Raw genomic sequence first — 12,439 nt, 5'->3', positions numbered from 1 at the left:
GTGCGGAGCGCGACGTCGAGCCGGACGAACGGGGCGTGGTGGACGCGGTCGAACGGCAGCTGACGAACTGCCCGTTGGTGAACGGGTACGGCCGGTCGGTCCGCACGGTGATCTCGGCGTGGTCGCGGCCGGGCCGCCGGCGGTCCAGGAGGCGTCGCCCGGACGCCGGGTGCTCGGCGGCGTGCGGCTCGACAGCGGAGAGGATCGCGCCAGTGAGGCGTGGCCGGGAATTCATCGGTTCCGTGGGGTTTCTGATCGGGCATTGGGTGCGAAGGTTCACGCGCATCTCTCCGGAATTCTTCCCGGTTGAATTCTGCGCGTTCTTCGCCCGGCGTGGTCGATGGGGCGGTGGAAGAAATCGGCGCATTCTGCCCAGGGGCCCTGAAAGTGCAAGCCGAGGCGGTGAACGATTTGTGAAGTGCGGTACTGGCCCGTAGTGGCCGGGGGTGGTAAGGTCCGCCCGCGCGAGGGACTATTGCGGAACCTGCCTGAACAATCCCGGCGGCCGGTTGCCGTACGGGGCGGTAGGTTCGCCGGACCGGCCGGAAATAACAATTCGCTCTCGGGGGCCGCCCGGGGCTGTTCGAAATTCCCCCACCGGTTCTACGCTGCGGCGCGTGTCGATATTCCGAAGGCTCCGCGCTTCCGGTCCGCGGGTGCGGCCGGAACTCGATGACGTGCAACTCGGCCGCGTGCGGCGGCAAATGAATTCCGCCGGGCGGCTGGGGCCGGACGACATCCAGATCGACCAGGTCGAGCGGCTGCTCCAGGACGCCGGGCGGGACCCGGACCGCCGGGCCCACCGCTTCGCCGTGCTCGCCGAGACGGCCGCGCCGACGGCGTTCGCGCGGTCCTGGCGGCTGCGCAGGCGCGGCTCGGACCCGATGGTCTTCGAGGGCTGGGTCGAACTGGTCCGGGGCCGGGCGGCCGGGCGGATGGACGACGCCCGGGCCGCCGCCGACCACTGCTACCGCGCGGCCGAGCTCGCCCCGGCCGACCCCCTGCCCTGGGTGGTGCTGCTCGGGATGCTGCGCCTGATGCGGGCCGAGCCGCGCCAGCTGTACGCCGTCTGGCAGGAGGTGACCGCGCGCGACCCCTGGAACCGCGAGGCCCACCTGCAGATGCTGCGCTACCTCTCGCCGGAGGAGTGCGGCTCGCGCAGCGGCCAGCTCGACTTCGTGGAGACGCTCAGGGCCTCGGCGCCGCCGGTCTCGCCGACCGTGGGCGTGGAGCTGGCGGCCCTCGTCGACGAGCACGACCGCACCACCGCCAAGGGCGGCGTCGAGGCGCTGCTGGCCCGCCGCCTCTGGACGCACAGCCGGGCCGCCGGCGCGCTGGACACGGCCCTCGTCACCTGGCCCCGCGAGGGCTACCTGCGGCACGCCGCGGCCCTGGCCGACCTGAACGTGCTGGCCTACGCGCTCGTCCAGGCCGGCCGCGTCCGCGAGGGCGGCGCCGTCTTCGACGCGATCGGCGAGACCGTCGCCGCGTGGCCGTGGTCGCTCGAGGGCGACCCGGTCGAGCGCTTCACGTACTGGCAGGCGAAGGCCCTCTGAGGGCAGGGCTCAGGCCTGCCGGGTTCACGAGTGGCGGGCTGAGGCGTGGCGGGTTCAGGCCTGGCGGGCCAAGGCGTCGCAGACCCGGTCCAGGTAGGACTCGCTGTGCGCGGCCATGGTCTTACCGCCGGACGTCGGGACCAGGGTCAGCGGGTCGTCGGTGCGCGGCGCGTCCAGGGTGAGGACGTCGCCGAAGCCCGGGGCCGCCTTGTCGCGGTTGCTCAGCGGGGGCAGGTCCCAGCGCTGCTCGATCGTCTTGAGCAACGAGGTGTGGTCCAGCGGGGTGTCTCCGGCGGGGCGGTAGACCGTCCCGGCGGGGATCAGGGGCGAGACCAGCACCGCGGGCACGCGGACGCCGAAGCGGGTGAAGTCGAAGCCGAACTCGCCCTCGGCCCCGTCGGGCGGGACCGCGCCGGAGGGCGGGGGCACGTGGTCGTAGCAGCCGCCGTGCTCGTCGTAGGTGATGACGAGCAGCGTCTTGTTCCAGTTCGGCCCGGTGCGCAGCGCCGTGTAGACGTCGAGCATCAGCTGTTCGCCGTGCGAGACGTCGTGGACCGGGTGCTGGTCGTTGCCGGCCAGGCCCCAGTCGGGCTCCAGGAAGACGAAGCCCTTGGGGAGCGTGCCGTTCCTGGCGGCGTTGCGGAACTGGGTGAAGGCGCCGAAGTGGCTCGGGTCGGCCTGGGTCGTGTCGGGGAAGTCGAAGCGGGTCAGCTGCTTGCCGTCGCTGTAGATCGCCCAGTCCGTGCCGTTCTTGCCGAGCAGGCCGAAGACGCTCGGGAAGTCGAACGGCGGCGTGCCGGCCTGCTGGTGGTCGTCCATCCGGCCCTGGCTGGTGCCCGCGAGCGCGAACGCCCGGTTGGGCAGGGTCTCGGTGGGCGCGGAGCTGAACCAGTGGTCGCAGACCGCGTAGCCGCGCGCCAGGCCGGACAGGACGGGCAGGGCGTCGGGGGTGTAGCAGCCCATGATGCTGCCAGGGCCGGTGCCGGGGCGCACCGGGCGGCCGTGCGGAGGGTCGAACCGCAGGGCGTCGACGAAGCTCGTCACGAAGCCCGACATGGTCGCGGCGGGGGCGGGGGTGCCGGGGTCCTCCGTCCCGAACAGCTGGGTGTTGGTGGGCTTGTACCCCTCGCGGGGGTCGGCGCCCGGCATGAAGTACGCGTCGGGGGTGGTGCGGAGGATCCTGAAGACGGTGTGCTCGCCGTCGGGCCCGGCGTTGCTCTCGTCTCCCTTCAGGCCCTCGAAGGGAGACCCGGACGGGGTCTGCTTGTCGGGGTAGAGGAACCCCAGCATGTGGTCGAAGGAGCGGTTCTCCTGCATCAGGACCACGAGGTGGTCGATCTGGTCCAACCGGCCGTTGTTCGACATGGACGGTCTCCTGCCACGCGCGGGTGAAGCGGCGGACGGACTCACGTCGAGGCGCACGGCGGACGACTTGGGCCTCCCCGCTCGGAATGTCGTCCCGGTGTCCGGGTACGGGCGGCCGCGCTTCCCACTATAGGCCGGACGGGTGAAGGCCACGAGCGGTGCGCGGCTCCCGCCCGTGCCGGTCGGGCGGCCGACTCGATGGGGCATCAGGACGTGGACCCGCCCCCGATCGGGTCCGCCGCCTTCTCCGCCGCCGTGATCGTGGGCGCGTGGGTGTTCCCGCGCGGCTCGGCACGGGCGCGCCGGGCGTGGATCATCGCGTTGAGCGAGCCGCAGTCGCAGTCGCAGCCGCCGAACGTCCGGCCCGGGGCAGGTCGACCCGCCGCCCGCAGGAGCCCCGGCCGTTCTCCGCCCTCCCCGCCTCCCGGCACCGGCGGCGGACCGGTCATCACCGCCGCGGCGGCGTGTTCATGCCGCGAGGCTTCCGCGAACCGTCGGCCGCGTGTAACTTCTCCGCCACCCGGCTACCGACCGGTAGCCATCTGGCTGCCCGACAGTCTCCGCTGCCGGACAGTGCGCCGGAGTTGTCCATACTTCTCGGAGGCCTCACGTGTCGCCAGTCACCCGCCGCACCTTCCTCGGCTCGGCCGCCGCCCTCGGCGCGGCCATCGGCCTGGACGCCGCCCTGCCGGGCGCGGTGCCGAGCGCCTCCGCCGCCACCACGGGCACGATCCGCGACGTCAAGCACGTGGTGGTGCTGATGCAGGAGAACCGCAGCTTCGACCACTACTTCGGCGCCCTCAAGGGCGTGCGCGGCTTCGGCGACCGCACCGCGATCCAGATCGCGGGCGGCACCAGCGTCTTCAACCAGCCCAACGGCAGCGGCCGGCAGTACCCGTGGCAGCTCAGCAGGACCAGCACGTGGTGGTGGGGCGTCAGCGGCGAACAGCTCGCGCAGTGCGACGGCTCGCTCGACCACTCGTGGTCCACCCAGCACCAGGCGTGGAACAACGGGAAGATGGACTCCTGGATCGCCGCCAAGGGCTCGGACAGAACCATGGGGTTCATGGCCCGCGAGGACATACCGTTCCACTACGCGCTCGCCGACGCCTACACCGTCTGCGACGCGTACCACTGCTCGATCCTGTCGGCCACCGGTCCCAACCGCACCTACCTGTGGTCCGGCCAGATCGACCCGGCCGGCACCGCGGGCGGCCCCGCCTACGACGGCGGCGACGAGAAGGGCCTGCGCTGGCAGACCTACGCCGAGGCGCTGCAGGACGCCGGCGTCAGCTGGCGGGTCTACCAGAACGCGAACGACAACTACGGCGACAACGCCCTCGCGTACTTCAACCAGTTCACCAGCGCTCCGAGTTCGAGCCCGCTCGCCCAGCGCGGCATGGGCTCGGTGCCCGGCACCGGCTCCACCCCGGACGACATCGCCGCCGCCATCCGCGCCGACTCGGTCGCCGGCACGCTGCCGCAGGTCTCCTGGGTGGTGTCCAACCAGCTGTTCTCCGAACACCCGGACGGCCCGCCGGAGAACGGCGCGCACTTCGTCAACCTGGTGCTGCAGGCCCTCGCGGCGAACCCGGACGTCTTCGACTCGACCGTCCTGTTCCTCAACTACGACGAGAACGACGGCTTCTTCGACCACGTGCCCCCGCCCGTGGCCCCGGCCGGGACCGCCGGCGAGTTCTACAACGGCACCAACATCGGCCTCGGCTTCCGCGTCCCGATGATCGTGGTCTCCCCGTGGAGCCGCGGCGGTTTCGTCGACTCCCGCGTCTACGACCACACGTCCGTGCTGCGCTTCCTGGAGACCTGGACCGCCGCCATCGGCACCCCCGCCGTCTGCCCGAACATCAGCGCGTGGCGCCGCCGGGTCTGCGGCGACCTCACCGGGGCCTTCGACTTCGCCAACCCCGTCTACGGCGTGCCCGCGCTGCCCGACACCAGCGCGACCATCAGCCAGGCCACCGCCAACCTGCAGATCAACCCGGCCCCGGGCACCAACTCCATGCCCGTCCAGGAACCCGGCACCAAGCCCGCCCGCGCGCTGCCCTACCAGCCGAACGCGTGGGTCGACCGGATCGAGTACGACGCCGACAACCAGATCCTGCTGTGGGTCGACATGGCCAACCAGGGCCCGCAGGCCACCTCCTGGGCGCACTACTCGATCCACGCCAACGCCTACCGCGGCGGCGGCCCGTGGCAGTACACCGTCGCGCCGTACGACGCCGCCTCCGGCACCGACGGGCGCGCGAGCGACTACTTCAACATCGGCGCCAACGACGGCAACGGTCAGTACGACCTCACCGTGCTCGGCCCCAACCGCTTCCTGCGCCGCTTCACCGGCAACGCGACGACGGCCGGCAAGACCGCGGAGGCCACCACCTCCTACGCGCCGGCCCCGGACACCGGCAAGCCGGCGCTGTGGTTCACGATGACCAACACCGGCACCGGCACCGTCACGTTCACCATCACCGCCACCAACTACCGCACCGGCACCTGGACCTACCGGGTCGCCCCCGGCGCCACCGTCAGCGACTACTTCAACGCGGTGACGATCGCCAAGGGCTGGTACGACTTCACCGTCACCGTGAGCAGCGACCAGTCCTGGACCCGCCGCGCGACCGGGCACATCGAGACGGGCGCCGCGAGCGTCAGCGGCTGAGCCCCTGTGGACACGGCCGGCGGGGCCCCGCCGAGGCCCGGCCCTCGAGACCCGACTCTCGAGACCCGAATCGACACGGGGCCCGCCGCCGGCCGTTCACCGCACCTGCCAGAGGGCGGCCGCGAACACGGCCGTCACCCAGGTCCAGAGCAGGGACAGACCGACGTGGGCGGCGGTGCGCAGGGCGTCACCGCGCCACAGCTTCGGGGAGAAGACCACGAACTCGAAGAGCCAGCGCAGGCCCCAGAACAGGGTCTGACCGGCCAGCAGCACGGTGCCCAGCCGGCCGCCGGCCAGCAGGTCGGGGGCCAGGCAGAGCGGCAGCAGTCCGAACAGGGCGCAGACCAGGCCGATGAAGAAGACGTGGACGTAGGAGACCTGGCGGGTCAGCAGGGTGGTGCCGGTCAGGTCGGCGGGCCAGCCGATGGCCCACGGCAGCACCGCGTGGCCCACTCCGAGCCCGACCAGGACCAGCCCGACCAGCCGTAACTGGCCCACCAGACTGAGGACTTCGCTCATCTCTCGGTGCTCCGGAAGGTGAAGGCGGCGACCAGCCCGGCGATCCGTCGCTCCGAGGTCGGCCGCAGCCCGGCCTCAGCCGCGTGGCGCAGCCACACCGCCCGGGGCAGGAAGTGCCAGGCCCCGGGGCCGTAGGCGGCGATGTTGGCGGCGTCGCGCAGGTGCTCGACCAGCAGCAGGGTGCCGCCCGGGCGCAGCGTGCGGGCGACCTCGGCGAACAGCGCGCGGCGGTCCGCGGGTCGGCGAAGCTCGTGGGCGGCGAAGACGGCGAACACGGTGTCCAGCGAGGAGGTCCCTGCGGGCAGCGCGTCAGGGCGCGCGGGCACGCTGCCGGGGGCGGGCGGGCGGTGCCGCCGGGCCCGCCGGATCGAGCCCTCGGTGGTCAGCGCCGGGTCGTACAGGTCGGCGATGCGTTGGCGGGCGTCCGGATGGCGGGCGGAGATCGGGTGGCTGACCTCGTCCAGCCCGGCGGAGACCACCAGGTGCGTGCCGGGGCCGTCGGGCAGCAGCGCGGGCAGCCAGTCGAAGCCGTACAGCCCGGAGCGGTCGTAGACCTGCCAGGTGGCGAGGGTGCTGACGGTGAGGTGGGCGACCGCGGTGGCGGCTGCGGCCCGGGCGAGCACGGCGGCCGGCCGGGGCAGGTGGCGGGCCGCCGCCCAGCCGCCGGCGGCGGTGAGCACGCCCGCGGCGTACAGCGGCCAGTTGTAGCGGATCACCTCGCGGACGCCGGACGGGCGCCGGGGCGGTGGGGCGGTGCTCACAGGGCGGCCCCCTCGATGGTGCGGCGGCTGCCGGGATGCCAGCCGTAGTCGATGTCGGCGACGTGGAAGGCGTTGGCGAGTACCGGCCGGCTGCCGGCCAGTGGGCCGTGGTCGAAGAAGGTCAGCCGCGGGACCTCGACGCTCACCGGCACGGGCTGCCACTCGGTGCGGGTGGCCCTGACCACGATCACCGAGCGGGTCCGCTCCTCGTACTCGAAGGTGTAGGGCAGCGGACCGGCGAACCGCCGGGCTGCCCGGGCGTCCGGGAAGGGGCTGCCCGGCGGCAGGGCGGCCGGAGCGCTTCCCAGGTCGGCGCGCACGTGCAGGTCGGCGTGGCCGTCGCCGCTGAGGACCTTGAACTCCAGGGTGTCGCCGACCACCCGGGTGCCGATCCGGGCGTGACGGTAGTGGTACCGGCTGAGGAGGTTGCCGCCGGCGACCATCAGCCGGCTGTCGGTGTCCGAGCGCAGGATCCGCAGCCCGCGCATGGTCCGCCCGCCGGGGGTGGGGAACCGGGTGAAGACCCGGTAGCCGGTGAGGATGAAGTCGCGGCCGAACCGGGCCGGCAGCGCGGCCGGGCGCAGCGCCCGGGTGTCGACCACGGCGGCCGCGACGAAGCCGTGCTCGGTGCCGGCCGGGTCGGTGTAGGTGTCCAGGGTGAGCCCGGGCGGCACCAGTGGGGTGAGCAGCCGGGGCGGCAGCGCGTAGGTGAGGACGAGGGAGTGCGCGAAGCGGGTGCGGATCGGAACGGGGTGGCGCTGGAGGAGGTATCGCATGGTCGACTCCGTTGGTCTGTACCGGGGTTCGGGTGGGCTGCACCTGGGCTTCAGAGGCGGACGACCCGGACGACGCCCCACAGCGGGCAGCGGTCCTCGGCGGCGGCCCCCGGGCCGGCGGGTCCCGGTTCGCGGATGCTGCGCAGCACCGCGACCCCGCCGGGCCGGACGGCGTGGCGCACGGCGGCGCGCAGCCGGCGAGCGAAGGCCGGGTCGGGGCCGTCCAGGACGTTGGAGAGCGTCACCGCGTCGTAGGTGGCGGCGGGGGAGCATTCGAGGTGCTCCAGGACGTCGACGTGGAGCAGCCGGACGGGCGGCCCGCCGCCCGGCGGCTCGCGGCCGACTCGCCCGGCACCGACTGGCCCGGCCTCGACTGGCCCGGCCCCGACCGGACCGGCGCCGGGCAGTTCGCGGCCGAGCAGGAGCCGCCAGGCCCACGGGTTGTCGGCGTTGGGGTGCCGGGCGAAGCCGCGGGCCAGTCGGGCCCGCAGCACGCTGTCGAAGCGGCGCGGCAGCACGGCCCGGAACGCCGGGTGCAGGCCGCCCGCGAGCACGCCGGCCGGGCGGAGTGCGGCGCCGAGCAGCAGCCGCAGGCCGGGGCCGTCGAGGCGGCGGTGCCAGTGACGGGCCTGCGCGGCCGGGTCGTCGAGGCGCAGGAACCGTTCCAACGCCGCCGGGCGCCAGGCCGGCAGGGCGGTCGCGGCGGCGGCCCGCCCGAGGGCGAGCAGCCGTTCCGCGGCGCCGGTCTCAGGGGGTCCACCGGTGGCCAGGCGGGTTCGGGCGTAGGCGAGTTGGGCGGGGTTGAGGTCCACCGCGGTGACGTGGTGGCCGGCGGCGGCCAGCGCGGCGGCGGTCTCCCCGGCGGAGGCGATGCACAGGACGCGGGCGCCGGGCGGCGGGAAGGCCGCGAGGTCGACGCCGGGGTCCTCGTACATCCGGCCGAACAGCACGCCGGGGCGGCGGGGTCGCAGGCTCAGCAGTCGGCCGTCGGCCCAGGGCGTCGCGGTGCTCACGCCGTCACTGCCGCACGGGCGCCAGGGTGGTGCCGGGTGGTGGCGACGGTCCGGATCAGCGCCAGGAAGGCGAGGTCCTGGACGATCAGCCGGCCGGGTTCGGGGATCTCGTCGGCGCCGAACAGCAGGCCGCCGGTGTTGAACCCGACCACGAGGACGGTCTGCACGACGGCGCAGAGGCGGGCCCGGCGGCCGGTCAGCACCCAGAGGCCGAGGGCCAGTTCGGCCGCCCCGACGGCCAGGAGCACCGGTGTCACCGCCCACCCCGGCAGCAGCGGCACCGACTCCACGATGGCCCGCTGGTCCGCCCGGCCCGGCCAGATCTTGCACCAGAGCCCTTCGTAGCCCCACATCAGCGCCACCGCCCCGGCGGCGAGCCTGTCCTGACGTACCGTCACGGTTCCCCCCTCCTCCTGCTGCCTCGCCGGGGCGCGTGACCGCGCCGGGGTGCGGCGGGGCAGCGCGGGACCGCCCGCACCGGTGGTCACGGCCGGGAGGTGCCCGCTGGGCATCATCATGGCGCACATCTTTGAACGTGTTCAACTGGGGGCTGCTCGCCGCCCGCCCCCGTGGTCGCCGTGCCTTCCGTCGGCGGCTCCCCGGGCCGCCCACCGCTCTCCCGCCGCGCCGTTCCGACCTGGGCGCCCACCGCTGGAACGTCGAGCGCGCCGTCGCCCGGCCCGACGGCTCCCGCCGCCTACGCATCCGCCGGGAACGGCGCGACGCCATGCAGGAGGCCTTCCTCGGCCCCGCCGCCTGCCCGATCCGTCAGGACCCGTGGCACCGAGCCGCGAGGTGGCTCCGGCGAAGCAAGAGCTTCCGGCCCGTGGCCAGGACGGTCGTCGCGCAGGCGCTGCCGAGGAGGGCACCGGCCACCACGTCGCCGGGGTAGTGGACGCCCGTGTGGACGCGGGAGTAGCCGACGGCGCAGGCCAGGAGGCTCAGGGGGGTGGCGGTGGCGGGCAGGAGCGTGCCCACGGCCGTGGCCAGGGCGAAGGCCGAGGCGGTGTGCCCGGAGGGGAAGGACGCCGAGACCGGCATCGGGACGTGGCGGCCGGCGATCACCCTCGCCGCGTCGCGGTCCGGGCGCGGGCGGCGCACCAGTTCCTTGCCGAGGAGGTTCGCCGTGAAGGAGGCCAGGCCGACGGCCGCCGCGCCCGCGAGGCCGGCGCGGCGGTAGCGGCCGGGGGCGAGGAGCAGGGCCGCCGCGATCGACAGGTTGATCTTCGAGTGGTCGGCGGCGGCGGAGAGCCGCCGCAGGCCGACGTCGAGGGCCGGCGTGTCGGTCGCGGCGATGGCGGCGTAGACGGCGCGGTCGACGGCCGCCAGGTCGTGCAGCACCGTGGCGGTGGGAGGGGTGGTCATGCGCGGGTCTCCGTCCGGGCGAACGCGAGGCGGGCGACGCGGCGCCAGTCCAGGCGGGGGGCGTGCGGCTGTTGGGCCGGATCGGCGCCGGGGCGGTCGCGCGGGACGCGCACCCGCAGGGCGCCGCGGTCGAGCGAGCAGACGACCGGGGTCGGGAGGAGCAGCGCCTCGCCGTCGACGGCGACGGGGATCTCCGGCTCGTCCGCCCGCACGGTGACCTGCCGCGCGGACAGCACGGTCACACCGGCGGCCCGGTCGCCGCGCAGGGCGAGTTCTGCGGCCTGGGCGGCGCCGTCGACGCGGATCCCGAGGACACCGAGGACGCCCCGGTCCAGGCGCGGGCGGCGGCCGAGGTTGACGGGATCGCCACCCGCGTAGGGGTTGTTGCTGACGAGCAGCGCCTGCGGCGCGGCGATCCGCCGCCCGCCCGCGTCGGCGGTCAGGTGCGGGCCGTCGGTGCCCATCAGGAGGTCGGGCAGGGCGTCCAGGGCGGTGGCGGTCTTGGCGTCGCGGTACTCCGGGCTCTGGACGATGGCCGCGTAGGCGCCGAAGGAGACGGTGTTGACGAACGGCCGGTCGCCGACCCGGCCAAGGTCCACGGTGAGTTCGACGCCGTCGCGCAACGCGTCCAGGCAGGTGGCGGGGTCGTCCCGGTCGAGGCCGAGGTCCATCGCGAAGTGGTTGCGGGTGCCGGCGCAGACGACGAGGAACGGCAGCCCGTGCTCGGCGGCGACGGCGGCGACCAGCGCCTGGGTGCCGTCGCCGCCCGCGACGCCGAGCAGGTCGGCGCCGTCGGCGACGGCCATGCGGGCGAGGGCGGTCACGTCCTGCTCCGCGGAGGTGTCGAGCAGGACCACCTCGGCGCCCAGCTCCTCGGCCCGCTGCGCGAGCCGGAAGCGCTCGACCTTGCCGCCGCCGGACTTCGGGTTCATGATCAGCACCGGCCGCCGCGGCGGCGGGGTCTCCCGGACGGGCATCGGCTTCGGCGGCCGGGCCGCCCGCAGCGCGGATCGGGCGCAGGCGAGCGCGGCGAGCCACAGCACCAGGACGGCCAGGGAGAGCAGCAACGCGTGCGCGTGGTAGGCCAGCACGACGACGCCGACCGGCGCCCCGACGGCCAGGACGACACCGGCGGCGCGCAGGAGGCCGCGCCGGGAGATCGCCCACCACAGGCCGACCGCCGTGACCGCCAGCCCGGCGAGCTCGGTGAGCACCACCAGCAGGCCGTGCAGGCCGGTGAACGCGATCGCGACCACGGCCGCCACCGCACACAGCACCGCGGTCTGCGCGAACAGTCGCGCCCTGGGATCCGGCCCGCCCGCTCCGCCCGCTCCGCCCGCTCCGCCCGCTCCGCCCGCTCCGCCCGCGCGCTCCCCGCGTCCGGCGACCTCCGTCATCGGCACCCCTCTGTCGGCCCTGCGCTCCTCGGCTCCGGTCACGGTAACCGGCGGGAATGCCGACGGCACGTCGAACTGGCCCGGGCGGCCGTGCCCGGTACCCCCTCGTCGCGTGGCAGGGCACTGCTGTGCGGGGTTGTCCACAGGCTCGGAAATTGAGTTGCCGTCACCTGGGGCGTCGACGAGGCTGCGGGGCAGTTGACCTGCCGAGTCCCTGGAGCGTGTCGGTGCTGACCGAAGCCGAGATCGAGTCCTTCGTCGCGGACGGGTTCGTCCGCGTCCCGGGGGCCGTGCCCGGGGCCGTGGTGGAGGAGTGCCGTGCGCAGCTCTGGGCGGCGAGCGGGTGTTCGCCCGACGATCCCGGGACGTGGACGGAGCCGGTCGTGCGGATCGGAGGCATGGCCACGCCGGCGTTCGTCGAGGCGGCCAACACGCCCGCCCTGCACGAGGCGTACGACCGGCTGGTGGGCGCGGGGCGGTGGCGCGCGCCGCTCGGGATGGGCACCTTCCCGATCCGCTTCCCGAGCGAGAAGGCCCCCGGGGACGACGGCTGGCACCTCGACGCCGGCTGGACCGGGGACGCGGGGGAGTACCGGGTGGGCCTGCGCTCGCGCGGACGCGCGCTGCTGATGCTCTTCCTGTTCTCCGACGTCGGCCCGGACGACGCCCCGACCCGCATCCGGGTCGGCTCGCACCTGGACGTGCCGCCGCTGCTCACCGCCGCGGGGGAGGAGGGCCGGGAGTGGTTCTCGCTGTGCGGGGAGGCCGTGCCGGTCTCGGAGGGCCGCCAGGAGGTGGTGGCGACCGGCGCGGCCGGGGACGTCTACCTGTGCCACCCCTTCCTGATACACGCCGCCCAGCGCCACGGCGGGACGGTGCCGCGGTTCATCGCCCAGCCGCCGCTGGAGCCCGCCGGGCTGCTCGACCTGGCCGCCGCCGATCCGTCCCCGGTGGAGCGGGCGGTCCTGGCGGGCCTGCGTGCCCCGTGAGGGCGTGACCGGTGCGGGCGC

At 74.6% G+C, this 12,439-nt stretch carries 11 protein-coding genes; 3 read left to right on the top strand and 8 right to left on the bottom strand.

Annotated elements, in window-relative coordinates:
* The first annotated feature begins 704 nt into the window (after positions 1–704).
* Positions 705–1,556: a hypothetical protein gene (locus PUR71_RS12160; protein WP_329926952.1), complete on the top strand. Its 852-nt coding sequence runs from the start codon at positions 705–707 to the stop codon at positions 1,554–1,556.
* A 54-nt stretch (positions 1,557–1,610) separates the two neighbouring features.
* Here PUR71_RS12160 and PUR71_RS12155 read toward each other — a convergent pair whose 3' ends face one another.
* Positions 1,611–2,921 carry an alkaline phosphatase family protein gene (locus PUR71_RS12155; RefSeq protein WP_329926951.1) on the bottom strand — a complete coding sequence of 437 codons (1,311 nt, stop codon included), beginning with the start codon at positions 2,919–2,921 and terminating at the stop codon, positions 1,611–1,613.
* Between the two features lie 610 nt (positions 2,922–3,531).
* Between PUR71_RS12155 and PUR71_RS12150 the strand changes: the two genes are divergently transcribed.
* On the top strand, positions 3,532–5,598 hold the full coding sequence (locus PUR71_RS12150; protein WP_329926950.1) for a phosphocholine-specific phospholipase C: 2,067 nt from the start codon (positions 3,532–3,534) through the stop codon (positions 5,596–5,598).
* 96 nt (positions 5,599–5,694) lie between these two features.
* Here PUR71_RS12150 and PUR71_RS12145 read toward each other — a convergent pair whose 3' ends face one another.
* The 7 genes from PUR71_RS12145 to PUR71_RS12115 all read right to left on the bottom strand — a co-directional run bounded on the left by PUR71_RS12145 (position 5,695) and on the right by PUR71_RS12115 (position 11,429).
* Positions 5,695–6,117: a hypothetical protein gene (locus PUR71_RS12145; protein WP_329926949.1), complete on the bottom strand. Its 423-nt coding sequence runs from the start codon at positions 6,115–6,117 to the stop codon at positions 5,695–5,697.
* Positions 6,114–6,878 carry a class I SAM-dependent methyltransferase gene (locus PUR71_RS12140; RefSeq protein WP_329926948.1) on the bottom strand — a complete coding sequence of 255 codons (765 nt, stop codon included), beginning with the start codon at positions 6,876–6,878 and terminating at the stop codon, positions 6,114–6,116. Before PUR71_RS12140 ends, PUR71_RS12145 begins: the two co-directional genes overlap by 4 nt.
* Complete coding sequence (locus PUR71_RS12135; RefSeq protein ID WP_329926947.1) at positions 6,875–7,654, bottom strand: DUF2071 domain-containing protein; 780 nt, start codon at positions 7,652–7,654, stop codon at positions 6,875–6,877. Before PUR71_RS12135 ends, PUR71_RS12140 begins: the two co-directional genes overlap by 4 nt.
* Positions 7,655–7,704: 50 nt before the next feature.
* On the bottom strand, positions 7,705–8,667 hold the full coding sequence (locus PUR71_RS12130; protein WP_329926946.1) for a DUF3419 family protein: 963 nt from the start codon (positions 8,665–8,667) through the stop codon (positions 7,705–7,707).
* Positions 8,664–9,065: a DoxX-like family protein gene (locus PUR71_RS12125; protein WP_329926945.1), complete on the bottom strand. Its 402-nt coding sequence runs from the start codon at positions 9,063–9,065 to the stop codon at positions 8,664–8,666. Before PUR71_RS12125 ends, PUR71_RS12130 begins: the two co-directional genes overlap by 4 nt.
* Before the next feature lie 370 nt (positions 9,066–9,435).
* Entirely contained in the window at positions 9,436–10,032 is a 597-nt protein-coding gene (locus tag PUR71_RS12120; protein WP_329926944.1) for a phosphatase PAP2 family protein, read from the bottom strand.
* A complete protein-coding gene (locus tag PUR71_RS12115; protein ID WP_329926943.1) occupies positions 10,029–11,429 on the bottom strand; it encodes a diacylglycerol/lipid kinase family protein in 1,401 nt (466 codons plus the stop codon). The genes PUR71_RS12120 and PUR71_RS12115 overlap by 4 nt, the downstream gene beginning before the upstream one ends.
* A gap of 230 nt (positions 11,430–11,659) precedes the next feature.
* Between PUR71_RS12115 and PUR71_RS12110 the strand changes: the two genes are divergently transcribed.
* Entirely contained in the window at positions 11,660–12,418 is a 759-nt protein-coding gene (locus tag PUR71_RS12110; protein ID WP_443077433.1) for a phytanoyl-CoA dioxygenase family protein, read from the top strand.
* The last annotated feature ends 21 nt before the right edge of the window (positions 12,419–12,439 follow it).

The sequence above is a fragment of the Streptomyces sp. SP17BM10 genome (genome assembly GCF_036322405.1).
In the GTDB taxonomy this organism is placed as follows: domain Bacteria; phylum Actinomycetota; class Actinomycetes; order Streptomycetales; family Streptomycetaceae; genus Kitasatospora.
This window is presented reverse-complemented; position numbering and strand designations above follow the sequence as displayed.

Bases quoted from the DNA above. Each gene is read 5' to 3' on its own strand.
- PUR71_RS12160 (WP_329926952.1), top strand. From the start codon at position 705: ATGAATTCCGCCGGGCGGCTGGGGCCGGACGACATCCAGATCGACCAG.
- PUR71_RS12155 (WP_329926951.1), bottom strand. From the start codon at position 2,921: ATGTCGAACAACGGCCGGTTGGACCAGATCGACCACCTCGTGGTCCTG.
- PUR71_RS12145 (WP_329926949.1), bottom strand. From the start codon at position 6,117: ATGAGCGAAGTCCTCAGTCTGGTGGGCCAGTTACGGCTGGTCGGGCTG.
- PUR71_RS12135 (WP_329926947.1), bottom strand. From the start codon at position 7,654: ATGCGATACCTCCTCCAGCGCCACCCCGTTCCGATCCGCACCCGCTTC.
- PUR71_RS12120 (WP_329926944.1), bottom strand. From the start codon at position 10,032: ATGACCACCCCTCCCACCGCCACGGTGCTGCACGACCTGGCGGCCGTC.
- PUR71_RS12115 (WP_329926943.1), bottom strand. From the start codon at position 11,429: ATGACGGAGGTCGCCGGACGCGGGGAGCGCGCGGGCGGAGCGGGCGGA.